Origin of the sequence: Methylotenera versatilis 7 (genome assembly GCF_000799165.1) — a bacterium.
Taxonomy (GTDB): domain Bacteria; phylum Pseudomonadota; class Gammaproteobacteria; order Burkholderiales; family Methylophilaceae; genus Methylotenera_A; species Methylotenera_A versatilis_A.
Genome location: NZ_JUGF01000001.1, coordinates 512,524 through 537,053 on the forward strand (window position 1 = coordinate 512,524; position 24,530 = coordinate 537,053).

Sequence of the window (24,530 nt, forward strand, 5' to 3'; positions counted from 1 at the left end):
TAATAATTTAAAGTAAATTATCAATGTTAGTTTCTGATTTTTCGCCACTTGTCGGTAGTTGCGCAGCCATATTAACCACGGCTGCATTTGTGCCGCAAGCGATTCAGTCATACAAAACGCGTGATTTATCGGGCATTTCATTGCCGATGTACACTATTTTTACGTTGGGTGTGGCGATGTGGCTGATTTACGGTTTGCTGCAACATGATTGGCCGCTTATTCTGGCCAATGCTATTACGCTCTGTTTGTCGTCCATGATTTTGGTATTAAAGGCCAAGCAGACAATAAAAGATAAAGCCTAGATTAAAGACTGAAAATTCACTAGATAGTCTTTGAATGTTTTCGAAGCTCCTGTATTTAGCCAAATTATTGCAATTAGTTTAGATATATCTAGATTTATCTGGTTAATTTGATCAATCGGATTGATTCACAAAGCTTTATTGACTATAATCGCGTACTTTTCAACCCTTGCCACACCGACAGCATATCGGGTGGCTGCAAACCACAAGGAGATTTCATGCGACATTATGAAGTAGTTTTTATCGTCCATCCGGACCAAAGCGAGCAAGTGCCAGCGATGATTGAGCGTTATCGTACGCTAATCACCAGCAACGGCGGTGCGATTCACCGTTTAGAAGACTGGGGTCGTCGTCAATTGGCTTACCCAATCCAAAAAATCCATAAAGCACATTACGTTTTAATGAACATTGAATGTAACTTAACTGTATTGGAAGAGTTAGAGCATGGCTTTAAATTCAACGATGCAGTATTGCGTCATTTAACAATGAGCACTAAAACAGCGGTAACAGCACCTAGCCCAATGATGAAAGAAGAGAAATCTAAATCAGTATTGGTTAAAGATGCAGCGCCAGCAGCAACTGAGGTTGCAGCAGCTTAAGTTTGAACACGCTGGTGATTAGCGGTGTAGTGCTTGCAACCGAGCCAATACGCTACACACCAGCAGGGCTGCCGTTGTTAAGTTTTGTATTGCAGCATGCTTCAGAACAGATTGAAGCAGGGTTAAAGAGAAAAGTGGAATGTGAAGTGAATGCGGTTGCCATTGGCGACATTGCAAAACAGCCTATTCAGCAAGGCTCTTTAATTAAGGTCAAAGGTTTTTTGGCCAAGCGCAGTGCAAAAAGTAATCAATTAGTGCTTCATGTTGAGCAATTACAAATTAATCAATTAGAGACTGTTAATCAGTCTGTATAAAGAATTTTAGGAGTTAGATCATGGCAAGAGAAATGTATAAACGCCGCCGTTACTGCCGTTTCAGTGCAGAGGGCATCAAAGAAGTTGATTACAAAGATGTTGATTTGTTAAAAGACTTTGTTTCAGAAAATGCAAAAATTATCCCAGCTCGTATGACGGGTACAAAAGCAAAATACCAACGTCAATTGACCAGTGCTGTTAAACGCGCACGTTTCTTGGCTTTAATGCCGTACACAGACAAGCATCCTGGTTAATTAGGAGTTTAGGAGAATATTATGCAAATTATTTTATTAGAAAAAGTAGCAAACCTAGGCGTGTTGGGTGATATCGTTAAAGTTAAAGATGGTTTTGGCCGTAACTTTTTGATTCCACAAGGCAAAGCAAAACGTGCAACAGAAGCCAACAAAGCTGAGTTTGCTGCTCGCCGTGCTGAACTTGAAAAACATCAAGCCGACATCCTGACTTTAGCAACTGCTCGCGGTCAAAAATTAACCGGTTATGTGTTAACAGTTGCACAAAAAGCGGGTGTTGATGGCCGCTTATTCGGTTCTGTAACTAACGGTGACGTGGCTGAAGGTCTTGTAGCTGCCGGTTTTGAAGTGGTTAAATCAGAAGTGAGTATGCCTACTGGCCCATTGAAAAATATTGGTGATCATCCAGTTACTGTAGCATTACATCATGACGTAGTGGTTGATATTACTGTTACTGTTGTTGGTGAAGTAGCTTAAGTTTTAAATATTTAATTTTTGAGCACTTAGTTTCTGAGTGCTTAGATTTAAGTAAAAAAGGCGACCTTGGTCGTCTTTTTTATTGCTTCGTTTTCATCAGCAATTTTTCATGAGCAATGGTTTTTATTCGGTATAATTTGCCTATGGCCGATGAACAACTAGACTCACTCAAACTCCCTCCACATTCTATCGAAGCAGAGCAATCTGTCATCGGCGGTTTACTGCTTGAAAATGAAGCATTAGACAAAATCGCAGACATTCTAAATGCAGAAGATTTTTATCAGTTTGATCATAAAACTATTTTTCAGCATATCTCCAAGTTAATCGAACGTAATCGCCCGGCAGATATTGTCACCGTAGCTGAATCGCTCGAAAGTACAGCTGAGTTATCTACTATTGGCGGTATCGCCTATCTGGCATCGTTAGCACAGAACACACCGACAGCGGCTAATATTCGCCGTTATGCAGAGATTGTGCGCGAACGCGCGATTATGCGTAAATTGGTGACTGTAGGTAGCGGCATCGCTGAAAGTGCCTACAGCCCGAATGGACGTGATGCACAGCAGTTACTGGATGAAGCCGAGGCAAAGATTTTCCAGATTGCAGAAGGCGGTCAACGCAGCAGTCAGGGCTTTCAGGATATTAAAGAGTTGTTACCGCAGGTAGCAGAACGCATCGATATGCTGTTTTCACGCGATAACCAGAGTGACGTTACCGGTATCCCGACGGGATTTTCGGATCTGGATTCCATGACATCGGGCTTACAGGGTGGTGATCTGATTATTGTGGCCGGCCGACCATCCATGGGTAAGACTGCATTTTCATTGAATATTGCCGAAAATGTCGCCTTGGATACTGGCTTGCCGGTTGCGGTATTCTCAATGGAAATGGCTTCAACGCAACTAGCTATGCGTATGATCGGCTCTGTAGGACGATTGGACCAGCATCGTATGCGTACAGGTCGCTTAGAAGATGAGGATTGGGAAAAGTTAACCACCGCATTGGGCAAGTTGAACGAAGCGCCGATCTTTATTGACGAAGGCGCCGGCTTAAGCAGCTTTGATGTGCGCGCAAGGGCACGTAGGCTACATCGTCAATGTGGCAAGTTGGGTTTAATCGTTATCGATTACTTACAGTTGATGTCTGCCCCTGCAGGCAAACAAGGCGAAAATCGTGCCACGGAGATTTCTGAAATCTCACGCTCACTCAAAGCACTGGCAAAAGAGCTGGATTGCCCTGTAGTTGCGCTCTCTCAATTGAATCGTAGTTTAGAGCAACGCCCAGATAAGCGCCCTGTGATGTCAGATTTACGTGAATCTGGTGCGATTGAGCAGGATGCGGACCTGATTTTGTTTATCTACCGCGATGAGGTGTATAACCCGGACAGTGAAGACAAAGGCACCGCTGAGATTATTGTTGGCAAGCAACGTAATGGCCCGATTGGCCGTGTGCGTTTGACTTTTATCGGCCAAAACACACGTTTTGAAAACTTCGCCAATGCTGGCTATATGCCAGATGAGTATTAATGTATTCGCATGGCTAAAGCAAAAACTGTTTACACCTGCACTGAATGCGGTGCTTCCGAATCGAAATGGCAGGGCCAATGTCCAAGCTGTATGGCTTGGAATACGCTGGTTGAATCCGTCGCGGAAACCAGTACATCCAACAATCGCTACGCCAATAAGTTTGAAGGTTTAGCGCAAAGCAGCACATTGCAAAAGCTAAGCAGTATTCAAGCTGCCGATATTGAAAGAACGCCGACTGGTATCAGCGAATTTGACCGTGTGCTTGGTGGTGGTTTGGTTGAAGGTGGTGTGGTACTAATCGGCGGCGACCCAGGAATCGGCAAATCGACTTTATTACTGCAGGTGTTATGTCACTTGGGCAAATCTGCGCAAGCGATTTATGTCAGCGGTGAGGAATCGCCACAACAAATCGCCATGCGTGCTAAACGCCTGGGTTTGGATGCCAGCCAAGTGGAATTGCTGGCAGAAATCAATCTTGAGAAGATCTTGGCTACGTTGCAAACGCACAAGCCGAATATCGCAGTCATCGACTCCATTCAAACCGTGTATTCAGAAGCTCTGCAGTCGGCACCAGGTTCGGTAGCGCAAGTGCGTGAATGTTCTGCACAATTAACGCGCTTGGCCAAACAATTAGGTATCACGGTGATTTTAGTTGGGCATGTCACTAAAGAGGGCTCACTTGCTGGTCCGCGCGTGCTAGAGCATATTGTAGATACAGTCTTGTATTTTGAAGGTGACCAGAACTCATCATTTCGCTTGATTCGTGCGTTCAAAAATCGTTTTGGTGCAGTCAATGAGCTTGGCGTATTTGCCATGACGGAACATGGCTTGCGTGAAGTATCCAATCCGTCGGCTTTGTTTTTATCGCATCATGAAGAGCAGGTTGCTGGCAGTTGCATTACTGTCACTATGGAAGGCACTCGACCGCTTTTAATTGAAATTCAAGCCTTGGTGGATGAAAGTCATGCGCCTAGTCCAAAGCGATTGGCAACAGGACTTGAGCAGAACCGTTTGGCCATGTTACTCGCGGTATTAAATCGCCACGCGGGCATTCCGTGTTTTGATCAAGATGTGTTTATTAATGCTGTCGGCGGCGTGAAAATTGCAGAGCCTGCTGTGGATTTAGCGGTATTACTATCTATAGTTTCTTCCTTAAAAAACAAACCATTAGATAATAAACTTATTGTATTTGGTGAGGTTGGTTTGGCTGGTGAGGTGCGTCCTGTGCAAGGTGGGCAAGTACGCTTAAAAGAAGCCGCGAAATTAGGTTTTACCAAAGCGATTGTGCCCAAAGCAAATGCACCGAAAGCTAAGATTACGGGATTGGAAGTGATTGCGGTGGAACGCTTGGAGCAGGCATTGAATCAGTTGCGCAACAGCTGATCTAACCAGTTTTTAGTGGCAGTTTTTTCAGTCTTATTTTAGCCTATTTCAAAATCAGGTTTGCACAAGCCAAGCCACTTCTCACAGCACCTTCAATCGTCGCAGGATAGTCTGCATAAGTGTAGTCGCCTGCTAAAAATAAATTAGGGTAGGGCGTGACATTGGCTGGTCTTGGCAAATTCACTTCACAGGAAAAAGTAGCGCACTTTTCGGCAATCACTTTGTGCCAAAGTGGTTTAGGTAAATGCGGAAAAGCATGATGCAGTTCCTGCGCCACTTTGAGTGCCAGCATATCTTGTGTCAGTTTCTGGTGCTTGCCTTTTGCGCTAATCACCACCGCCATAAGGCCCTGTTGACCACATAATTGACCGCGATCAAATACCCATTGACTGGTTAAATCGACTAAACCTAGCATAGGCTGTGGCAGTGTTATATGGCTTGGGTATTGCAGGTAAACGGTATATATCGGCTGATAATCGTAGGCTTCGGTTTGCAAAGTGACGAAATCTAGCTTGGGTAAATCGGCAGTTAAGTCTTTTAATTTTCTAGCTGCAGTTGCAATAACTACGTGGCTAAATGTATATTTTTCCGAGCGAGTGGCTACTTCAAAGCCGTTTTCAATCGGTTGAATGCTGTGTACCCGTTTATTGCTTAATACAGTCGATTGATGTGTTTGCAGGTAACGCAAAATCGGCGTTGATATGATTTGTGATAAATCCAACTTAGGTATTAAAAAGTCGCTATCAGTTTTACCGCCATTAAAAGCATCGCGCAGCACGTTTAAAAATACTTTACTGCTAGCCAATTCAATTGGTGTATTTAAAGCAGCCAAACACAGCGGCTCCCACAGAAATTTAATCGCTTGATTCGATTGTTTATTTTTAAGCAGGAAGTTTTTTAATGGCTCGTCTGCCGTTAAGCGATAACTGATTTTTTTAAGCTTAAACATCAGCGTAACTGTAGCAAAGCGCTCACTTAAACTAAGGCCTTGGCAGCATAGAAAACCGAATAACTGGTTCAAAGGGTGCGGCAGATAATTCGGATTGGCTAGCTTTAACACCTTATTATTGCGTGGCGAAATCATATTAAGCGCCAAAGGTAGGCGTAAGAAAGCTTGTTTTTCTTGTACGCCCACTTTTTCTAGCAGTTTGAGTGTTTCATGATATGCACCCAATAAAATATGCTGCCCATTATCAACCTGAAAAGTTTGGCTATTGAATTCAATGCCCACACTACGCGCGCGTCCGCCAAAATGTGGCCCAGCCTCAAATAAAGTGGTCTGAATGCCTTGCTCGGCAAGGGCAGTGGCGGTGGAAAGGCCTGCCAGACCACCACCAATAATCGCAACGTGTGCTTTGTTTTTATTAATCATTTTGGCTACACTTTATCCTACTCTAGACTTTTCGCAACCAGACAGAAAATACCAGCCAAAGTTTGCGCAAACCACCGAGCGAAATGCGTGAATTTAATACTTTTTGCGCACCATCCAGTTTGATTTCGCGCAACAAGGTGCGATAGATTGCGGCCATCATCAAGCCTGGGCGTTGTTGTTTTACATCTTCATTGGGCAACTCAAGCAAAGCTTTATCGTAAAAGCTTTCTGCACGTTCTATTTGAAGTTCCATCAGTTTTTTGACGGCTTCTGATTCACGGCTCTGTAAAATATCTTCTTCACTCACGCCGGCTTTCGTTAACTCATCCAGCGGTAAATAAATTCGGCCACGGCGTGCGTCTTCACCTACGTCTCGAATAATATTGGTCAGCTGAAATGCCATGCCCAAATCTTGTGCGTATTTCAGCGTGTCGCGGTTATTAAACCCAAAAATCTGCGCAGAGAGCAGCCCAACCAAGCTGGCAACGCGGTAACAATATAACTGCAATTGTTCAAAATCTTCATAGCGGTTAAATTTTAAATCCATTTCCATGCCATCAATTATTTCTAAAAAATACTCTTGGGCAAGGTTGAACTCAGTAACAAATGGCTGCAGCGCCTTTGTAACAGGGTGCTGCGGCGTATTGGCATACAAATTGGCAACTTCACTTTTCCACCAATTTAACTTGGTCTGAGCCACATTAAAATCCGTACATTCGTCGACAACATCGTCCACTTCGCGACAGAATGCGTACAAAGCAGTCATTGCTTGGCGTTTGTTCTTAGGTAGAAAAATAAAACTAAGGGTAAAGCTAGAGCCGCTTTGAGCAGCCTTCTGGTGGCAGTATTGCTGTGGTGTCATTGTTATTAGATTTTAGGTAATTGGATTTGAGTTTGAATGAGATGTTAAGTTAGCGTTAAGGTAATAATGATTTAAGTAAAATCAGTGGCCAATCCCAAGCTTTTAATTGCGGTCTATGCTTGAATACATCGCCGCGTACATTTCTTAATTTATACAGAATGCGATCGCCGCCGCCAATGATCATGCGCATCTCCAAGCCGATACGGCCAGGCAGAATGCGCTCTAATGGTTTGCCTTCATTCAACATGGTTTGTGCGCGTTCGATATTGAAGAGCATGAATTTTTCCCAGTTTTTATTCACATACTGACTGGCAATCTGCGCCTCGGTTATTCCATATTCGCGCATTTCATCTTGGCATAAATAAATACGGCTGCGGTGAAAATCATTTTCAAAATCAATCGCAACGTCCTGATAAAAGTTAATCAGTTGCAACGCAGTACAAACCTGATTTGAGTAGATCAGATTCTCAGGCGTCGCTTTGCCGAAAAGGTGTAAAAGCAAGGTGCCAATTGGATTGGCTGAGCGACGACAGTAATCTAATAGCTCGAAAAAATTGGCATATCGTGTTTTAGTGACATCTTGACTAAACGCGTCTAGCAAATCGTAAAAAGGTGTTAGCGGCAGATTGTACTCACGTACCATATTGCCAAACTCGGTAAAAAAGGGGGATTTTGTTTTGCTATTATTTTTAATTAAATCCAGCTGATCTTTAAAGCCTTGTAAATTAGCCAGCCGGGTAGCGGGTTTATGATGGCCTTCATCGGCAAAATCATCAGCTTGGCGCGCAAAAGTATAAATAAGCGCAATAGGGTTACGTAGATGCTTTGGTAGAAAATGTGAGGCAACGGGGAAGTTTTCATAATGGCTTTGCGAAAGTGCCAAACTATCCGCAAGGCTATTATTCATGCCATCTAAAACCTGAGAGTTTGCAAGCTTGTAATCTACAAAAATTTTAGTATTTGCAATCTCTACATCCTTAATTTTAGTGTCTGCACTCATATTCAAAGTATGCCATAAAACCGCTAAATCCTACAGCGTGAGCGGCGACCATGCGCTACAATAATCAAAAATAATTTAATCATTTACTTGGTCATTAATTAGTTAGGTTTATATGTTAGGAATCATCGGCGGAACAGGTTTAACGCAGCTGGATAATTTAAAAATTACGAGGCGGCAAATTGCACGAACACCTTATGGAGAGGCGTCGCAACCGCTTATTTTTGGTGAAATGGCAGGTAGTGAAGTGGTTTTTTTGGCGCGTCATGGCGGAGGGCATACCATTCCGCCACATGCGGTTAATTATCGGGCCAATATTTGGGCATTGCATTCAGTTGGTGTCACCAACTTATTGGCGATTGCAACAGTAGGTGGAATTAGCCATGATTTGAATGCCGGCGACATTGTGTTGCCGCATCAGATTTTAGATTACACACATGGTCGTAAAAATACCTACCACGATGGCATTGAATTGCCGGTTAAACACATCGATTTTACTGAACCTTACTCTGCCAATTTGCGTCAAATTTGTTTGAAAGCCGCAGATCGGATTCAACAACAGCTAATCGATGGCGGTGTGTATGCCTGTGTGCAAGGACCAAGATTGGAAACTGCCGCAGAAATCAATCGCTTAGAACGCGATGGCGCAACCTTGGTCGGTATGACTGGTATGCCAGAAGCTGCGTTGGCACGTGAGTTGAGCATGGAGTATTCAGCGCTATGCCCAATTGCTAATCAGGCCGCTGGGCGCGGAGAGAGTGCTCATGGCATTCAATATGAGGATGTGATGGCTGGATTAGAGTTAACCATGCAAAAAGTACGCATGTTAATTGAGGAAGTTGCACGCGCTCATCAGGCACAGGTAGCATCAATCACAATATAATTAAGTGATGATTTAAGGCGAATTAAGATGGCAATACAAACAGTTTTAAAAATGGGTGATCCAGTACTGCTGCAGAAAGCAGCGCCTGTAACGGCATTTAACACTCCGGAATTACTCAGTCTTATTCAGGACTTGGAAGATACGATGGCGCATATGGATGGTGCTGGTATTGCTGCACCGCAAATCGGTGTCAGCCTGCAAGTAGTGATCTTTGGTGTAGGTTCAAATCCACGCTATCCGGATGCAGAGCAAGTGCCTTATACCGTGCTGATCAACCCCACATTAACAGCAGTGCAAGATGACATGGAAGACGGTTGGGAAGGTTGTTTGTCCGTTCCCGGCATGCGTGGAATCGTGCCGCGCTATACACGCTTGCATTACACAGGGTTTGATCAGTTTGGTAAACCGATCGATCGGTTGGTCAGCGGCTTTCATGCCAGGGTCGTGCAGCACGAATGTGATCACCTAAATGGCATTTTGTACCCCATGCGCATCAAAAATTTAAAAGATTTTGGCTTTACTGACGTACTTTTTCCAAATCAGGATATTCAAGACGATTAATTGTTTGCTATAATGCGGACTTTCGCGAATAACACATTACTCGAAAATAAGATTGGAAGAGTGGCAGAGCGGTTTAATGCTACAGTCTTGAAAACTGTCGTGGGTGCGAGCCCACCGTGAGTTCGAATCTCACCTCTTCCGCCAAACAACATTAAAAACCCGTTAAGTCAGTGATTTAGCGGGTTTTTTGTTTTTTAAAGCGGGATGTTTCGCATCTACGGAAGAGGTGAGATTCGAACTCACGGTGGGCTCACCTCGTGTATGCTATTGCGCACCGTGCTGATAGTTTGCGCTTTATATATCTAGTGTGTACGTTAGCAGGGCGTACCCGTTTACGGTACGCCGTATATTGCGTATATCATTCGGCGGACTGCTTTGCGAGCTCACCCTACACGGGCTGACAAGGTGGCGATAGAAAATCAGATGCATTTAAATAAAACAAGGAAATGAATCAAGTCTGATCCTATTGATTTGCTAGAAAACCTATATGTTAAAGGCCATAAAAATACTATTAATTAGTGCCACCATCGTAGTAGTTTCCAGTTGGGGTGTTATTGCGCTTTATTATGGTGACTCCCATACATCTAAGATACAAAACGTATTGGCAATCGGGTTTGGCTTGAGTGGAATATTGACTATCGCGACACTAGGCATGCCACGCTTGCACTGGCGTATGTTAGTGTTTTTTAGCATTTTGTTTGCCGGTATTGTTTTATGGTGGCTGCAAATTCAACCTGCAAATGATCGCCAGTGGCAGCAGGATGTTGAGAGACTGGCCTATGCGACTATCGAAGGTGATTTGGTGACAGTGCGTAATGTCCGTAACTTTGATTATAAAAGTGAATTTAACTATCTGCCTGCGTATTACACGAAGACTTATGACCTGAGTAAGCTTGAGGGTGTGGACCTTTTTTCTACCTATTGGATGGGGCCAGCTATAGCCCATACGATGCTAAGTTTTAATTTCGGTGAAGGCGGCCACCTTGCCATTTCAATTGAAGCGCGCAAAGAGAAGGGGGAAAGTTATTCGTCTACCAAAGGTTTTTTTCGACAGTATGAATTAATCTACATTGTCGCTGATGAGCGTGATCTTGTTCGCTTGCGTACTAATTATCGTAAAAATCCAATAGAAGATGTTTATCTTTACCGCATTAATTGGTCGAAGGAAGATGTGAAGCAAGTTTTCTTGCAATACATTCATGAAATGAATAGGTTGAATGAAAAACCGGCTTTTTATAATACCTTGCTGGAGAATTGTACGACTATGATATGGATGCATACTTTAGCTAATCAGGATCACCTTAAATTTTCATGGAAAATTCTAGCAAGCGGTTATTTTCCTGAGTATCTTTATGAGAGTGGCCGACTAGATCAACATTTGCCTTTTGAACAACTTCAACAGCGCGCGCGCATTAACATCTTGGCTAACGAAGCGGATCAAGCATCTGATTTTTCGCAGCAGATCCGGAAGACAAGCCTTAGTGTGAAATGATTACCTGTTCTTCATTTTTATATCAGATGTTGAATGCAGATAAAAGTCTTTGTATATTTATATGTCTAATGATTTTGCAGCTTATGTACGCTAACGCACTGAAGCAAAACAAATAATTTGTTAAATTCAGTTCAGTTTACAACCATTACATTGGGGTAGATTATGAATCGATTAATAGTAACTTCTGCGGTAACTGCGCTGTTAAGTCTTACTTTATTGAACCTAAGCTCATGTAATAAACCAGCGCCAGCCAATTTACCAGATGAGCCTACTGTGCCCATGCCAAAATCTTCAGGTGGAACAGGCGCTACAGGACGTTCTGGTGATGAAGGTATTCAACTTCAACCTAAAGAAACCGGTGATCAAGATATACAGAGTGATCCTGGTAAACCTGAAGGTGACGGTAGCATTGTTATCCCGCCGCCAATTGTTGATATGCCACCTGAAGTTGTACCAGATAAGCGTGTGCTAGATACACATTAAGTTAACCGTATAGCATTATTTGAGTGAGTGTCTTTGGTAGCCACTTGCCTTAATCATGGCGATCTGTAGCCTTCGGCGCGTTATGCGGTAATGTATTCAACTGGTTAAGTTGATTGCGCGCTTCATGCGTAACTTCTGATGCGGTTAAACCGACAGGACCAATGCCGCTCGCAACAAGCGTATCTGCCGCTGCACCGTGTACGTAAACACCTAATTTTGCGGCATCTAGCATATTTAAACCTTGAGCAACCAAGCTGCCAATAATGCCACTGAGCACATCGCCTGTACCGCCACTTGCTAAACCTGGGTTGCCAGTCGTATTAATAAACCAGTTGCCGTCTGCGTCCGCACAAATACTCCCTGCACCTTTTAATACGCATACTGCTTTAAATTGGTAAGCTAAATTTTTAGCACTTTGTATACGATTGCTTTGAATATCTTGCGCTGTCGTTTTGAGCAATCTAGCTGCTTCAGCGGGGTGAGGTGTGATAACCGTTTGTGTTTGTCGTTGCTGCAATATCGCCACTAAATGTGGGTTTTCGCTTAGTAAATTAAGTGCATCCGCATCCATTAGTAAAGGTATATGTTGCGTCATACAAAATTCTAATAGCGCTATTGCTGCTTTCGATTGGCCTAAACCAGGGCCGATAACCAGACAACTCAATTGCCTCAAATTGGGGAGTGTCGCCGCTGAATGCAGCATAATTTCCGGGTGGCATACATCCACACTAGGCGCATCAGTCCCTAAAAATGCGGCATATACGCGCCCTGCGCCGCAAAGCAAAGCGGCTCGTGATGCTAATAAAACCGCACCTACCATGCCCGTATCGCCACCTACAATCACCACGCTGCCAAAAGTGCCTTTGTGTGCGTCCATACTGCGCAACGGTAACGTTGATAAAAACATGCTGCGGGTTAATGCATATTTTTCTGTTATATCTGGCTCTGAATTGAAGGTGGAAATAATGAATCCTTTTTTATTCACAAATGGGTTTAATTAAGCGCTTTGTGTGACATACTAAATTTTTGGTATGAGTTCGATCAAAAATATTTGATAAAATTATTCTATCCCAATACCAGAAACTTTAAACATGTGTTGGCGCACTAATGGGTTAAATCAACGAAATTGTGCTTGTATCATATGTTTTTTCAACGAGCGCAATTAGTCCATTTTACTTGGTTGTTGGGTGTCGTGTAGGCAATAGGGTGTATCAATAAAGTCGTTTATCCGTTAAAATTATGCACTTTCGTATTGCTTATCTTGCTTCAATATTTCATCTGTCGCCGAATATTTCGAGCGACTGGTTTAAGCAGAATTTGTTTTTAATAACCCATTTCTATTATTTATTCACAATTTATTTTAAGGATTAAACATGAGCCAAATCATTATTGACCACAACCCATCAGAAGAGAAATTGAAAGAACTAGGCGTAGCTAGCTGGTCTATCTGGGAGAAAGAAGTTTCTAAATTCCCATTAGATTTCGGTATGACAGAAAGTGCTTATCTGCTAGAAGGCGAAATCCATGTAACACCACAAGGCGGCGAAAAAGTGGTAATTAAAGCAGGTGATTTTGTTGTTTTCCCAAAAGGCATGAAATCACAATGGGAAGTTGTTAAACAATTGAAAAAACATTACAAACATTCATAATTTAAATGAATTTTGTGATCTAACTACTTGATTTTAAGTTTGTTAGGTTAAATTAAAAGCCGATATCTAATTAAAAAAGAGCTCGGCTTTTTTGTTTTTTGAGTGCATTCTTTCAATATTCAGCACTTATCATCAATGTGATTTGTTTTAAGCTATAACTTGCTTAAGTTTTGTGTGAGCTGCTCAATTTGAATCGGATTCAGCGGTTGGTTGTGTTTGGCGGAAATCAAAAAGCTATCTTCTGCACGGTTTCCCAAAGTATTAATTTTTGCGTTATGCAAATCGACCGCTTGCTGCAAAAATATATTGGCTATTTTTGCCAATAAACCAGGCCTGTCACCAGCAACAATTTCCAAAGTATGGTTAATGCCTTGCGTTTCAGCTGTTAATTTAATCTGTGGTTGAATCGACATGTATTTTACTTGACGGCTTATTCGGCCTTGTAGTGGCGATTCCAATGGACCAGAGCTACTGATTTTTATTGTGAGTTGAGTTTCTATAAATTTTAATAATCCACTATAACTAACCGACTTATATGATTGATCTAAAATAATAAAGTTATTTAGCGCATAGCCATGATTGGTTGTATAAATCTTGGCTTGCACGATGTTATAAGCCATGCGATCAAAAAAGTTACAGATGCGCGCAAATAAGTCATCTTGATTGCGTGTGTAGATCATCACCTGTATTCCGTCGCCATTTGGGCCTAAACGGGCGCGAACAATGGGCTTTTCGGCAAATACGTGCGGTGTTAACAATCGACTTTGCCAAGCAATTTCATCGGATTCAAAACGCACAAAATAATCTACGCCTGTGTTTTCCCACAATTTCAGATAAGACTCTGGTTTAAGTCCATATTGCGTCAGCTTTTCTGCTGCTTCTTGCTGGCGCGATTCAACTATTTTTTGTTTGCTGAAATCGACGTTTTTTAATACGCTGCGAGTGGCATAAAACAAGCTCTCTAATAATCTGGCTTTCCAAGCATTCCATACCACTGGGCTGGTGCCGCGAATATCTGCGACTGTTAACAAATATAAGGCAATCAAGCGTTTTTCTGTCTTCACTAGATTTGCAAACTGTTGAATCACTTCAGGGTCGGATAGGTCCGATTTTTGTGCTGTGCTGGACATTTTAAGGTGCGCGTCAACCAGCCAGGCAACCAGGTCAACTTCCTCTTTTGCTAAGCCATGTAACTTACAAAAACGTCTGGCATCGATTGTGCCTAAACTGGAATGATCGCCATTACGACCTTTTGCGATGTCATGAAATAGTGCTGCAAGATAGAGTAGATAAGGTTTTTCGAAATTTGAGAACAACTCGCTACATAGCGGGAACTCATGCTTGAGATCATGTTTTGCATAGCGCCGCAAATTGGCTAATACATTTAGAATGTGCTCATCCACGGTGTATACATGGAACAAATCATGCTGCATTTGACCAACAATTTTGCCGAAGGCGGGAATGTATTGACCTAGAATGCCATAGCGATTCATGCGCCGTAAGCTATGATTAACGCCATCTGCCTGCGATAAAATAGCTAAAAATGTGTTTTTATTTTCTTTAGATTGGCGAAAGTCGTGGTTGACTATTTTTTTAACCCGCTGCAATTCGCGAATTAAATTCGCGCTCATGCCGGTGAGTTGCGGGTGCTTCTGTAAGAGTAAAAAGCCCTCTAGAATGGCGTTTGGCTGCTGTTGCAACACATTTGCGGTTTTAATTTCCAGCAAATCATCGTGTGCTTCAAACCGTGCATTAATCGGCATGATCTTAGGTTTGGTCTGATTTAAGCTTAATCGAAACGTTTTAAGCAGTATCTCATTGATTAAGTTGATGAATTTTGCACTGGTGTAATAGCTTTGCATCAACTGTTCGCTAGCACGTTTGCGTAGTGTATTCACATAGCCCAAATCGCTCGCCAACGTATTTTGAAAATCAAACAATAATCTATCTTCACGTCGTTTGGCTAGGTAGTGCAAGCGAATGCGCAGGTTTTGTAAATTGCGTTCATGGCGCTTAATTTGGCGCACTTCTGGCATGGAAATGATATTGTTTCTGGCTAAGCTAGCCCAGTTTTTACCGAGATTCTGGCTTTGTGCCAGCCATAAAATCATATGCAAATCGCGCAAGCCACCAGGGCTTTCTTTGATATTAGGTTCCAGGTTGTAAGTGGTATCGTTGAATTTGGCATGACGATTATCTTGCTCTTTAAACTTTGCCGCAAAATAACTTGCTGGATGCATGGTGTTATCAAGAGCTTTCAAAAATACTTGATAATCCCTTTTTTTACCACACAGTAAGCGCGCTTCAGATAGGTTAGTTTGCACCGTCACATCATTTGCCGCTTCATCTACACATTCTTGCAATGTGCGCACGCTGTGACCTACATTTAAACCGATATCCCATAATAAGCCAATTAATGATTCAACTTCTTGGCTAAGTGCTTGCGGGGCGGCATCAGGCAATAAGATCAGCAAATCAATGTCGGAATATGGAAATAGTAGTTGGCGGCCGTAACCGCCAACCGCAATTAAACAGGTATCAGCATTAATATTGGTTTCGAGCCATATTTTTTTTAACAGCTGATCGATTAACAACGATTGTTGTTTTAGTAGTAATGCGGTATTTTTATGCTGATAAAATGCAGTTTCCAATGCATTTTGCTGCACTTTTAAAGCATCGCGCCATGTTTGAATGGTTTTTTTTGATTGATTTTTTTGAGGCGCCATTAGCTATTAAGCAAAAACAGGTGTAGCAGGTGTGCCAGCTGACAATGTCAACACTTCAAAACCCGTTTCAGTTACCAGTACGGTATGTTCCCACTGCGCCGACAAACTGCGGTCTTTAGTCACAATTGTCCAGCCGTCCGGCATTTGTTTAATATCGCGCTTGCCTGCATTAATCATGGGTTCTATGGTGAAAATCATGCCGGCTCGCAATTTTAAACCGGCGCCTGGTTTGCCGTAATGCAAAATTTGGGGGTCCTCATGAAATTTTTTGCCAATGCCGTGACCACAAAACTCACGTACTACGCTAAAGCCATTTTTTTCTGCAAAGCTTTGAATGGCATATCCAATATCGCCCAAAGTCGCATCCGGTTTTACCTTATTAATACCCAGCCACATGGCTTGATAAGTCAGATCAGATAAACGCTTGGCTTGAATGGAGACTTCGCCAACATGAAACATGCGCGAAGTGTCGCCGTGGTAACCATCTTTAATCACGGTGATGTCGATATTCACGGTGTCGCCATTTTTAAGCACTTTTTCGCCTGGCACGCCATGACAAATCACATGATTCACCGATGTGCAAATCGATTTGGGGTAGGGCGTATGACCATCTGGCGCATAATTAAGCGGTGCAGGGATGGCCTGTTGCACATTCACAATGTAATCATGGCAAAGCTGATCCAGCTTTTCAGTCGTTACGCCATGCACTACAAAAGGCGTGATGTAATCCAGCACTTCAGATGCTAATTTACCTGCGATGCGCATTTTTGCGATATCGTCAGTATTATTAATGGTAATTGGCATAATATTCAAAAGCAGTAGTAAATTAATTGCCCATTTTATCATAGCGGAGATGGTATGGATGCTATGGCGTAGCCTTGATAACTAAATTAAGATTTACGCTGTTTTTGTCGAAATTACCAAGTGTTCATGCACTAAAACTTGTCGGGAAGCCGATAAGCCCTTACAAACACTGAATTGCGATTGAATTCAAATCAATTTTTAGCTATAATGCACGCCACTTGATTAGCGATCTGGCTAACTCAAGTTAATTTAAATCAATGCATCGTCCCGTACAGGGTGTTTGAACAAGGTTCAAATATTGTGGATGAATGTAATGTTAACCCTTTACATGGAGTAATAAAATGTCAGTTACTATGCGTCAAATGCTTGAGGCCGGTGTTCACTTTGGCCACCAAACCCGTTATTGGAACCCGAAAATGGCAGAGTACATTTTTGGTGACCGCAACAAAATTCATATTGTTAACCTTGAAAAAACATTGCCGCTATTTGAAGAGGCGATGAAATACACACGTACATTGGCGGCGAATAAAGGTCGTATCTTGTTTGTTGGTACAAAACGTCAAGCACGCGATATTGTTAAAGAAGAAGCAGCCCGCGCTGGTTGTGCTTATGTAAATCACCGTTGGTTAGGCGGCATGCTGACTAACTTTAAAACAGTTAAACAATCAATCAAACGTCTACACGACTTTGAAGCGATGTTGTTAGATGGCAGCTTAGATAAATTCGGCAAAAAAGAAGCGTTAGGTTACAAACGCGAAATTGAAAAATTACAACGCTCAATCGGTGGCATTAAAGATATGGGTGGCTTGCCAGATGCGATTTTCATCATCGACGTTGGTCATGAAAGCGGTGCAATTACTGAAGCGGCTAAATTAGGCATCCCGGTAATTGGTGTTGTAGATACAAATAACTCACCAGATGGCGTAGCTTATGTGATTCCTGGTAATGATGACTCTAGCCGTGCAATCCGTTTGTATGCTCGTGGTATGGCAGATGCGGTTTTAGAAGGCCGTGAAAATGCGATTACTGAAATTGTAAAATCTGCACAGGAAGAAACAGCAGAAGTTGCTACTGCGGAATAATGCATTGAAATAAAAAGGGGCGAATAGCCCCTTTTTCTATTTATAAAATATCAAAATACTTAATTAAAAATATTACGTTTAGGAGCTAAAAATGGCTGAAATTACCGCAAGCATGGTAAAAGAATTACGTGAGCGCACAGATGCGCCAATGATGGACTGTAAAAAAGCACTAACTGAAGCTGAAGGCGATATGACACGTGCAGAAGAAATCTTGCGCGTACGTTTTGGTAACAAAGCTAGCAAAGCTGCTGGTCGCGTTGCTGCTGAAGGTACGGTGGGCGTTGCGATTTCTGCTGATGGTAAATCTGGCGCAATGGTTGAAGTTAACTCTGAAACTGACTTCTGTGCAAAAAATGAAGATTTTTTGAGCTTCGTAGGCGAGTTGGCGACGATTGTATCTAATAGCAATGCAACTGACATTGATGCGGTTAGTGTACTTGCAATGCGCGGCGCAACAGTTGAAGAAACGCGTGCGCAATTGGTTGGTAAAATTGGCGAAAACATTACGCCACGTCGTTTTGTGCGCCCAACGGTTCAAGGTAAATTAGCTAGCTATATTCATGGCAGCAAAATTGGCGTGTTGGTGGATGTGGTTGGTGGTGATGACGAGTTAGCAAAAGACATCGCGATGCATATCGCTGCAGCTAAACCAAAATCATTAGATGCCTCTGGCATTGATGCCAGCTTGATTGAAGCTGAGCGTCGCGTCGCCATTGAAAAGGCTAAGGAAGCTGGTAAGCCTGAAGCAATGTTGGAAAAAATCGCTGATGGTACTGTGCAAAAATTCTTGAAAGAAGTAACTTTGTTAAATCAGGTTTTTGTTAAAGATGACAAGTTAACGATTGAACAACTATTAAAATCAAAAAATGCATCAGTAGCATCATTTACGATGTTTACCGTTGGTGAAGGCATTGAAAAAGTAGTGGTTGATTATGCTGCAGAAGTTGCCGCAGCCGCTAAAGTTTAAAATAGTTTAAAGAAAAAAGTGGGCTTGGCTTGTCGCCGAGCTCACTTTTTTTTCGCCAATTTTTCGGTGATATCGCCTTAAGTTGGCCTTAAGCGGCGCGAGTCTGCATAAAACTATGTTAAAGCTTATAAAAACTAAAGCAAAAATATCTGAAAGCTTAGTAAAATCATAGGGTTTGTGATTAAATAATCGAAATATTAAAACAGGGTAAACCATGGCAAAACCAGCCTACAAACGCATACTACTTAAACTTTCTGGCGAGGCATTGATGGGCGATGATGCTTATGGTATTAACCGCGCTACTATTGATGATATCGTTGCTCAAATCAAAGAAATTGTCGATTTGGGCGTCGAGGTGGGCGTGGTCATTGGCGGCGGCAATATTTTTCGTGGTGTAGCGCCTGCTGCGGCAGGCATGGATAGAGCGACTGCGGATTATATGGGTATGCTGGCGACTGTGATGAACGCATTAGCCTTGCAAGATGCCATGAAACACATTGGGATAAAAGCACGTGTGCAAAGTGCGCTGAATATTGAACAAGTAGCCGAGCCTTATATTCGTGGTAAAGCAATCCGTTATTTGGAAGAAGGTCGTGTGGTAATTTTCGGCGCAGGAACCGGCAATCCGTTTTTTACGACAGATACCGCAGCTGCTTTGCGTGGCATGGAAATTAATGCTGAAATTGTATTAAAAGCCACTAAAGTCGATGGTATCTATACAGATGACCCGAAAAAGAATCCAAACGCGACACGTTATGAAACAGTGACTTTTGATGAAGCAATCATAAAAGATTTAAAAGTAATGGATGCTACAGCATTAACCTTATGTCGCGATCAAAAGTTACCGATTTCTGTATTCAGTATTTTTAAGCCGGGTGCGTTAATGCGTGTGGTGCTGGGTGAAAATGAAGGTACACGAGTGATTGTCGCTTAGAATACTGTTTTAAGCTCAATAATGTAATTGAATAAAAAGTAAGTTGGAGAGGTATATGTTGGAAGAGATTAAAAAAATAGCTGATGTAAAAATGCAGAAGTCATTGGAGTCCTTAAAAAATGACTTGGCTAAAATACGTACAGGTCGTGCGCATACCGGCTTGTTGGATCATGTGATGGTGGAATATTACGGCTCAATGGTGGCTGTTAACCAAGTCGCAAACGTGAATTTGGGTGATGCGCGTACGATTAACGTGCAGCCATATGAAAAAAACATGATTGGTAAAGTAGAAAAAGCCATCCGTGACTGTGACTTAGGGTTGAATCCTGCCACGAATGGTGATTTGATTCGCGTGCCGATGCCAATGTTGACAGAAGAGCGTCGTCGCGACTTAACCAAAGTTGTGCGTACAGAAGGTGAAGGCGCGAAAGTAGCGATTCGTAATGTGCGTCGCGATGCCAATGATGCGTTGAAAAAACTATTAAAAGATAAAGAAATCAGTGAAGATGACGAGCGCCGTGCACAAGATGAAGTGCAAAAAATGACGGATAAAGCCGTGATTGAGGTTGATAAGTTGCTGCAAGTTAAAGAAGCTGATTTGATGGCCGTTTAATTTTTAGGCTCATTTTAAGGGTTAATCATTGAAGTTTTTTTCTAGTTCTACGCAAACGATTCCTGATTCAGGTGAAATCCCCAATCATATTGCTGTGATTATGGATGGCAATGGGCGTTGGGCGCGCAAACGTTTTTTGCCGCGTATTGCGGGGCATAAACGTGGTGTGGAAACGGTGCGCGAGGTTGTTAAACAATGCGCACTAATGAATGTTAAGTTTTTAACCCTGTTTGCATTCAGCAGTGAAAATTGGCGCAGACCAGATGATGAGGTTTCATTTTTAATGGGCCTGTTTATGGATGCGCTAAAACGCGAGGTCGTTAAGCTGCACGATAACAATATTCGTTTGATTTTGATTGGTGACCGCAGTCGTTTTAATGCGGAGTTAATTGCACAAATGGAAGCTTCTGAACAATTAACGGCCAATAATACGGGCTTAACCTTAACGATTGCGGCCAATTACGGCGGGCGCTGGGATATTTTGCAGGCGACCAATCGCATGACGAATGCGTTGCCACAAAAAGCAGGCCAGTATACAGAAGAGGATATATCGCCTTATCTATCCATGCATTACGCGACTGAGCCAGATTTATTTATTCGCACAGGCGGCGAAAAACGTGTGAGTAATTTTCTGTTATGGCAGCTGGCTTATACAGAGTTTTACTTTACTGATACGCTATGGCCAGATTTTGATGCGAAAGCGTTTAATGACGCCATACAATCGTATCGACAACGAGAGCGCCGTTTTGGTCGCACCAGTGAGCAACTCACTGTAGTCAATTAGTTTAAATTATGCTCAAAACCCGTATTATTACCGCCTGCCTATTAGTGGCTGTTTTTATCCCTGCACTTTTTATGCTGAGTAATACGCTGTGGGCTTACTGTATGCTGGCCATTTCTTTGCTGGCATTGCATGAGTGGGGCAGTATGATTAAGCTTACTGCGTTACAAAACAGCCTGTATTTGCTTATAGCGGGCTTTGCTGGGCTGGTCATCGTATCGCTAATAACGCAATATGGTTTTCATCTGTTCTTCTTAAAATCACTCATCGTGTTTTTTATAGCTGCGCTATTTTGGCTATTTGTGGTGCCATTTTGGTTCAAGACTAAATGCTTAATCAATAGTAAGTTTGTCATGGCGATGTTGGGTTTATTATTAATTACATCACTTTGGCTGGCTTTGATTTGTGCAAAAGGCGCAGACCCCTGGCTGTTATTGGTGTTGTTGGCGACGATTTGGATTGCAGATACCGCTGCTTATTTTGCAGGTAAAAACTTTGGTAAACATAAGTTAGCACCGACCATTAGCCCGGGTAAAACTTGGGAAGGTGTAGCAGGCGCATTGATTGCTGTCTCTTTGTTTGGTGCGGTTTTATACTTCGGTTTTGGTTTTAAACAATTGGCTGTTTTTCCTGCGTTATGGATTACTACCATATTAGGCGTTGCTGGCGATTTGTTTGAATCCATGATAAAACGTCAAGCTATGTTGAAAGATAGCGGCAGTTTATTGCCGGGGCATGGTGGAATTCTGGATCGCATTGACGGCATTATTCCCAGCTTGCCTATCGCAATATTAATGATTTATTTATACCATTATTTTAATTTGGCTGCCTAAATTGCAAAATCAAACCATTAAAAACGCAGCTATGCAAAATGTGACTGTATTAGGCAGTACCGGCACGATTGGTTTGCAAACGCTGGATGTAATCGCGCAACATGCGGATCAATATCAGGTTTATGCCTTGGCCGCCAATTCAAATGTTGAAGTCATGCTGAAGCAATGCGTGCAATTTCAACCCAAAATCGCTGTGTTATTGAATGAAAAATCCGCATTGGATTTACGTTCAAAACTGCAAGCCATTAACAGCAAAACCGAAGTGATTTCTGGCATGGCAGGTTTAGAACAAATTGCCAGTGATGATGCAGTGGATATTGTGATGGCAGCGATTGTTGGTGCAGCTGGTTTAAAACCAGCAATGGCTGCAGCACATGCAGGCAAGCGCATCTTATTGGCTAATAAAGAAACCTTAGTAATGGCGGGCAGCTTGTTTATGCAAGCGGTTAAAGCTGGCGGAGCAACTTTATTGCCCATTGATAGTGAGCATAACGCCATATTTCAAGTGATGCCACCACAGCAGCTGGCTCATCTTAGCGACGGCGGTGTACGTAAAATCATCTTAACTGCATCTGGCGGGCCATTTAGACAATATTCATCAGTACAATTGGCAGCAGTTACACCTGCACAGGCACTTAAACATCCTAATTGGGTGATGGGGACAAAAATCACGATTGACTCTGCAACCCTGATGAATAAAGGCTTAGAAGTGATTGAGGCGCATTGGTTATTTAATGCTGCGCTCGAACAAATAGATGTCGTTGTACACCCGCAAAGTGTTATTCATTCGATGGTGGAATATATTGATGGCAGTGTATTGGCGCAATTGGGTAATCCTGACATGCGCACACCGATTGCCTATGCCTTGGGCTATCCGAATCGTATTGCGTCTGGGGTCGCTTCACTTAATCTGTTGGAAATTGCAAAATTAGAATTTGAAGCACCAGATACCAAGCGCTTCCCGTGTTTGCAATTGGCTTACGATGCTTTGAAATTAGGTGGCACTGCGCCAGCCATATTGAATGCCGTTAACGAAGTAGCGGTAGCCGCATTTTTAAACAATGATATCCACTTCCTAAATATTCCTGCATTGATTGAAAGCGCGCTTGCTTCGATTCAGGCGGAACCAGTTTCGTCCTTAACCCAATTGATTGATATTGATAATGAAGCAAGGGATTTTGCACAAAGCGCCATTTCAAAAAGTAGCTTTGCAAAAAATATGCATAAACAGGCATTAAGCGCATGATGACATTAATCGCATTCATCGTGACTATTGGACTATTGGTCACGATTCACGAGTATGGCCATTTTCAGGTGGCACGCTGGTGCAATGTAAAAGTACTGCGTTTTTCTGTGGGTTTTGGCAAACCATTGTGGAAAAAAACTTTTGGCAAAGATAAAACCGAATTCGTGTTAGCCGCAATACCGTTGGGTGGCTTTGTCAAAATGCTAGATGAAAGAGAGTTGAAAGCTGAACGCGAGCAAAACTTAGATGTAACGCCAGCCAGCTATTCAGAAGCCGAGTTGCAGCGTGCATTTAATCGCCAGAATGTCTGGAAGCGCATTGCAATTGTATCGGCAGGCCCGATTGCCAATCTGTTGCTGGCTATCTTTTTATATTGGCTTTTGTTTATGCAAGGTGTGACAGGCATGCGCCCGATTGTCGGAGATGTTGTCAAAAATAGTTTAGCCGCTTCTGCCAGCTTGAAAAAAGGGGAAGTGATCCAGTCAATAGCAGGCAGCCCTGTTAAAACATGGACAGATGCGCGCTGGATATTACTGGAGCAATCGTTAGAAAATAAAAATGTGACAATAGAGGCGTTAAGTACTGACAACGTATTGCATGTACATACGCTTAGTTTTAGTGGGGTTAATAGCGACCCTGAAGTCGATATTCTAGAAAAAGTTGGCTTGGGTATGTTTAAGCCCAATATCCCAGCGGTAATTGGTGAAATATTACCGAATAGTGCGGCTGAAAAAGCTAACTTCAGATCCGACGACAAAATTTTAAGTATTAATGACGTCGATATGCGTGACTGGGAAAGTGTGGTAGCCAAGGTTAAAGCTAGCCCTAATAAAGTCTTGCAAATAAAAATTGAGCGAGCACAAGAACTGCGTACTATTGCAGTTGTCCCAGAACGGGTGACGGAAAACAACCAGTCTTTTGGTCGATTGGGCGCCAGTGTTAAGTTAGATCAAAAAACGTTAGACGAATTTTTAATTGAATTACAGTACTCTCCGTTACAAAGCTTACAAAAAGCTATTTTAAAAACATGGGATACTGCAATATTCAGTTTGAAAATGTTAGGCAGAATGATTACAGGGCAGATTTCTATCAAAGGCATTAGCGGACCGGTCACCATTGCAACATTTGCGGGCGAGAGTGCAAGTTTAGGACTGAATACCTTTCTTAGTTTTCTTGCATTGGTTAGTATTAGTATCGGCGTGCTTAACCTTTTGCCAATACCTGTGTTAGATGGCGGCCATTTGATGTATTATATCGCTGAAATATTAAAGGGTTCACCAGTGTCAGATCAAACAATGCTGGTTGGGCAAAAAATAGGGTTTGTGTTACTAGGCTTGCTTATGACTATTGCCATTTTTAATGACTTTAGTCGACTATTCACTACATTTTAATTCGG

General features: G+C 42.4%; 26 protein-coding genes and 1 tRNA gene. 21 read left to right on the forward strand and 6 right to left on the reverse strand.

The genetic code is table 11. The annotated features are described in order from the left end of the window. Window positions 1-23: 23 nt before the first annotated feature. From K370_RS02250 to radA, 7 genes are all read left to right on the forward strand, one after another. Window positions 24-302, forward strand: a complete 279-nt coding sequence (locus K370_RS02250; RefSeq protein ID WP_047537720.1) for a SemiSWEET transporter — start codon at window positions 24-26, stop codon at window positions 300-302. Window positions 303-517: 215 nt separating this feature from the next. Continuing rightward, on the forward strand, window positions 518-898 hold the full coding sequence (rpsF, locus tag K370_RS02255; protein ID WP_047538855.1) for a 30S ribosomal protein S6: 381 nt from the start codon (window positions 518-520) through the stop codon (window positions 896-898). A 2-nt stretch (window positions 899-900) separates the two neighbouring features. Next, the gene (gene priB / locus K370_RS02260) at window positions 901-1,212 is read left to right on the forward strand and encodes a primosomal replication protein N (RefSeq protein WP_047537725.1); all 312 of its coding nucleotides are present in this window, start codon (window positions 901-903) and stop codon (window positions 1,210-1,212) included. Between the two features lie 20 nt (window positions 1,213-1,232). After that, entirely contained in the window at window positions 1,233-1,466 is a 234-nt protein-coding gene (gene rpsR, locus K370_RS02265) for a 30S ribosomal protein S18 (RefSeq protein WP_020168461.1), read from the forward strand. Window positions 1,467-1,487: 21 nt separating this feature from the next. Next, complete coding sequence (gene rplI / locus K370_RS02270) at window positions 1,488-1,940, forward strand: 50S ribosomal protein L9 (RefSeq protein WP_047537728.1); 453 nt, start codon at window positions 1,488-1,490, stop codon at window positions 1,938-1,940. A 143-nt stretch (window positions 1,941-2,083) separates the two neighbouring features. Beyond that, the gene (gene dnaB, locus K370_RS02275) at window positions 2,084-3,466 is read left to right on the forward strand and encodes a replicative DNA helicase (protein WP_047537732.1); all 1,383 of its coding nucleotides are present in this window, start codon (window positions 2,084-2,086) and stop codon (window positions 3,464-3,466) included. 9 nt (window positions 3,467-3,475) lie between these two features. After that, a complete protein-coding gene (gene radA / locus K370_RS02280) occupies window positions 3,476-4,849 on the forward strand; it encodes a DNA repair protein RadA (protein ID WP_047537735.1) in 1,374 nt (457 codons plus the stop codon). A gap of 43 nt (window positions 4,850-4,892) precedes the next feature. Here radA and hpnE read toward each other — a convergent pair whose 3' ends face one another. From hpnE to hpnC, 3 genes are read right to left on the reverse strand one after another with little or no spacing between them, the layout of a single operon-like run. Further along, window positions 4,893-6,221, reverse strand: coding sequence for a hydroxysqualene dehydroxylase HpnE (hpnE, locus tag K370_RS02285; protein ID WP_047537738.1), 1,329 nt, complete (start codon window positions 6,219-6,221; stop codon window positions 4,893-4,895). A gap of 22 nt (window positions 6,222-6,243) precedes the next feature. Next, window positions 6,244-7,083 carry a presqualene diphosphate synthase HpnD gene (gene hpnD / locus K370_RS02290; RefSeq protein WP_047537741.1) on the reverse strand — a complete coding sequence of 280 codons (840 nt, stop codon included), beginning with the start codon at window positions 7,081-7,083 and terminating at the stop codon, window positions 6,244-6,246. A 55-nt stretch (window positions 7,084-7,138) separates the two neighbouring features. Beyond that, window positions 7,139-8,083, reverse strand: coding sequence for a squalene synthase HpnC (hpnC, locus tag K370_RS02295; RefSeq protein WP_047537748.1), 945 nt, complete (start codon window positions 8,081-8,083; stop codon window positions 7,139-7,141). Window positions 8,084-8,195: 112 nt separating this feature from the next. On the opposite strand from hpnC, the gene K370_RS02300 reads away from it, so the two are divergent. The 5 genes from K370_RS02300 to K370_RS02320 all read left to right on the forward strand — a co-directional run bounded on the left by K370_RS02300 (window position 8,196) and on the right by K370_RS02320 (window position 11,499). Then, the gene (locus K370_RS02300) at window positions 8,196-8,963 is read left to right on the forward strand and encodes an S-methyl-5'-thioinosine phosphorylase (protein WP_047537751.1); all 768 of its coding nucleotides are present in this window, start codon (window positions 8,196-8,198) and stop codon (window positions 8,961-8,963) included. A 27-nt stretch (window positions 8,964-8,990) separates the two neighbouring features. Further along, window positions 8,991-9,524 carry a peptide deformylase gene (gene def, locus K370_RS02305; RefSeq protein WP_047537754.1) on the forward strand — a complete coding sequence of 178 codons (534 nt, stop codon included), beginning with the start codon at window positions 8,991-8,993 and terminating at the stop codon, window positions 9,522-9,524. A 54-nt stretch (window positions 9,525-9,578) separates the two neighbouring features. Then, a tRNA-Ser gene (locus tag K370_RS02310) sits at window positions 9,579-9,668 on the forward strand. A 343-nt stretch (window positions 9,669-10,011) separates the two neighbouring features. Further along, on the forward strand, window positions 10,012-11,016 hold the full coding sequence (locus tag K370_RS02315; protein WP_047537756.1) for a DUF4105 domain-containing protein: 1,005 nt from the start codon (window positions 10,012-10,014) through the stop codon (window positions 11,014-11,016). A gap of 162 nt (window positions 11,017-11,178) precedes the next feature. Continuing rightward, window positions 11,179-11,499, forward strand: coding sequence for a hypothetical protein (locus K370_RS02320; protein ID WP_047537759.1), 321 nt, complete (start codon window positions 11,179-11,181; stop codon window positions 11,497-11,499). 49 nt (window positions 11,500-11,548) lie between these two features. Here K370_RS02320 and K370_RS02325 read toward each other — a convergent pair whose 3' ends face one another. Further along, the gene (locus tag K370_RS02325; protein WP_235272662.1) at window positions 11,549-12,484 is read right to left on the reverse strand and encodes an NAD(P)H-hydrate dehydratase; all 936 of its coding nucleotides are present in this window, start codon (window positions 12,482-12,484) and stop codon (window positions 11,549-11,551) included. Window positions 12,485-12,872: 388 nt separating this feature from the next. Between K370_RS02325 and K370_RS02330 the strand changes: the two genes are divergently transcribed. After that, a complete protein-coding gene (locus tag K370_RS02330; RefSeq protein ID WP_047537761.1) occupies window positions 12,873-13,148 on the forward strand; it encodes a cupin domain-containing protein in 276 nt (91 codons plus the stop codon). Window positions 13,149-13,300: 152 nt separating this feature from the next. On the opposite strand, the gene K370_RS02335 is transcribed toward K370_RS02330, so the two are convergent. Both K370_RS02335 and map read right to left on the reverse strand, forming a co-directional pair. Beyond that, a complete protein-coding gene (locus K370_RS02335) occupies window positions 13,301-15,874 on the reverse strand; it encodes a [protein-PII] uridylyltransferase (RefSeq protein ID WP_047537764.1) in 2,574 nt (857 codons plus the stop codon). A gap of 6 nt (window positions 15,875-15,880) precedes the next feature. After that, window positions 15,881-16,678 (reverse strand): type I methionyl aminopeptidase, encoded by a 798-nt coding sequence (map, locus tag K370_RS02340; protein ID WP_047538860.1) that lies wholly within the window; start codon window positions 16,676-16,678, stop codon window positions 15,881-15,883. 341 nt (window positions 16,679-17,019) lie between these two features. Here map and rpsB point away from each other — a divergent pair, with 341 nt between their 5' ends. From rpsB to rseP, 8 genes are all read left to right on the forward strand, one after another. Next, window positions 17,020-17,760: a 30S ribosomal protein S2 gene (gene rpsB / locus K370_RS02345; protein ID WP_047537766.1), complete on the forward strand. Its 741-nt coding sequence runs from the start codon at window positions 17,020-17,022 to the stop codon at window positions 17,758-17,760. Window positions 17,761-17,851: 91 nt separating this feature from the next. Next, window positions 17,852-18,727, forward strand: a complete 876-nt coding sequence (tsf, locus tag K370_RS02350) for a translation elongation factor Ts (RefSeq protein ID WP_047537768.1) — start codon at window positions 17,852-17,854, stop codon at window positions 18,725-18,727. Window positions 18,728-18,941: 214 nt separating this feature from the next. Continuing rightward, window positions 18,942-19,661, forward strand: a complete 720-nt coding sequence (gene pyrH / locus K370_RS02360; RefSeq protein WP_047537772.1) for a UMP kinase — start codon at window positions 18,942-18,944, stop codon at window positions 19,659-19,661. A gap of 55 nt (window positions 19,662-19,716) precedes the next feature. After that, complete coding sequence (gene frr / locus K370_RS02365; protein ID WP_047537775.1) at window positions 19,717-20,274, forward strand: ribosome recycling factor; 558 nt, start codon at window positions 19,717-19,719, stop codon at window positions 20,272-20,274. A gap of 28 nt (window positions 20,275-20,302) precedes the next feature. Then, window positions 20,303-21,058 carry an isoprenyl transferase gene (locus tag K370_RS02370; protein WP_047537778.1) on the forward strand — a complete coding sequence of 252 codons (756 nt, stop codon included), beginning with the start codon at window positions 20,303-20,305 and terminating at the stop codon, window positions 21,056-21,058. Between the two features lie 8 nt (window positions 21,059-21,066). After that, a complete protein-coding gene (locus tag K370_RS02375) occupies window positions 21,067-21,888 on the forward strand; it encodes a phosphatidate cytidylyltransferase (protein WP_047537781.1) in 822 nt (273 codons plus the stop codon). 31 nt (window positions 21,889-21,919) lie between these two features. Beyond that, window positions 21,920-23,134, forward strand: a complete 1,215-nt coding sequence (gene ispC, locus K370_RS02380; protein ID WP_047538862.1) for a 1-deoxy-D-xylulose-5-phosphate reductoisomerase — start codon at window positions 21,920-21,922, stop codon at window positions 23,132-23,134. After that, the gene (rseP, locus tag K370_RS02385) at window positions 23,131-24,525 is read left to right on the forward strand and encodes an RIP metalloprotease RseP (protein ID WP_047537784.1); all 1,395 of its coding nucleotides are present in this window, start codon (window positions 23,131-23,133) and stop codon (window positions 24,523-24,525) included. Before ispC ends, rseP begins: the two co-directional genes overlap by 4 nt. Window positions 24,526-24,530 lie beyond the last annotated feature (5 nt).

Coding starts and splice junctions, on each gene's coding strand:
- dnaB (WP_047537732.1), top strand. CDS start 2,084: ATGGCCGATGAACAACTAGACTCACTCAAACTCCCTCCACATTCTATC.
- K370_RS02335 (WP_047537764.1), bottom strand. CDS start 15,874: ATGGCGCCTCAAAAAAATCAATCAAAAAAAACCATTCAAACATGGCGC.
- tsf (WP_047537768.1), top strand. CDS start 17,852: ATGGCTGAAATTACCGCAAGCATGGTAAAAGAATTACGTGAGCGCACA.
- K370_RS02320 (WP_047537759.1), top strand. CDS start 11,179: ATGAATCGATTAATAGTAACTTCTGCGGTAACTGCGCTGTTAAGTCTT.
- K370_RS02300 (WP_047537751.1), top strand. CDS start 8,196: ATGTTAGGAATCATCGGCGGAACAGGTTTAACGCAGCTGGATAATTTA.
- hpnE (WP_047537738.1), bottom strand. CDS start 6,221: ATGATTAATAAAAACAAAGCACACGTTGCGATTATTGGTGGTGGTCTG.
- rseP (WP_047537784.1), top strand. CDS start 23,131: ATGATGACATTAATCGCATTCATCGTGACTATTGGACTATTGGTCACG.
- hpnC (WP_047537748.1), bottom strand. CDS start 8,083: ATGAGTGCAGACACTAAAATTAAGGATGTAGAGATTGCAAATACTAAA.
- K370_RS02330 (WP_047537761.1), top strand. CDS start 12,873: ATGAGCCAAATCATTATTGACCACAACCCATCAGAAGAGAAATTGAAA.
- rpsR (WP_020168461.1), top strand. CDS start 1,233: ATGGCAAGAGAAATGTATAAACGCCGCCGTTACTGCCGTTTCAGTGCA.
- def (WP_047537754.1), top strand. CDS start 8,991: ATGGCAATACAAACAGTTTTAAAAATGGGTGATCCAGTACTGCTGCAG.
- frr (WP_047537775.1), top strand. CDS start 19,717: ATGTTGGAAGAGATTAAAAAAATAGCTGATGTAAAAATGCAGAAGTCA.
- K370_RS02315 (WP_047537756.1), top strand. CDS start 10,012: ATGTTAAAGGCCATAAAAATACTATTAATTAGTGCCACCATCGTAGTA.
- rpsB (WP_047537766.1), top strand. CDS start 17,020: ATGTCAGTTACTATGCGTCAAATGCTTGAGGCCGGTGTTCACTTTGGC.
- pyrH (WP_047537772.1), top strand. CDS start 18,942: ATGGCAAAACCAGCCTACAAACGCATACTACTTAAACTTTCTGGCGAG.
- K370_RS02250 (WP_047537720.1), top strand. CDS start 24: ATGTTAGTTTCTGATTTTTCGCCACTTGTCGGTAGTTGCGCAGCCATA.
- rpsF (WP_047538855.1), top strand. CDS start 518: ATGCGACATTATGAAGTAGTTTTTATCGTCCATCCGGACCAAAGCGAG.
- ispC (WP_047538862.1), top strand. CDS start 21,920: ATGCAAAATGTGACTGTATTAGGCAGTACCGGCACGATTGGTTTGCAA.
- hpnD (WP_047537741.1), bottom strand. CDS start 7,083: ATGACACCACAGCAATACTGCCACCAGAAGGCTGCTCAAAGCGGCTCT.
- map (WP_047538860.1), bottom strand. CDS start 16,678: ATGCCAATTACCATTAATAATACTGACGATATCGCAAAAATGCGCATC.
- K370_RS02375 (WP_047537781.1), top strand. CDS start 21,067: ATGCTCAAAACCCGTATTATTACCGCCTGCCTATTAGTGGCTGTTTTT.
- rplI (WP_047537728.1), top strand. CDS start 1,488: ATGCAAATTATTTTATTAGAAAAAGTAGCAAACCTAGGCGTGTTGGGT.
- radA (WP_047537735.1), top strand. CDS start 3,476: ATGGCTAAAGCAAAAACTGTTTACACCTGCACTGAATGCGGTGCTTCC.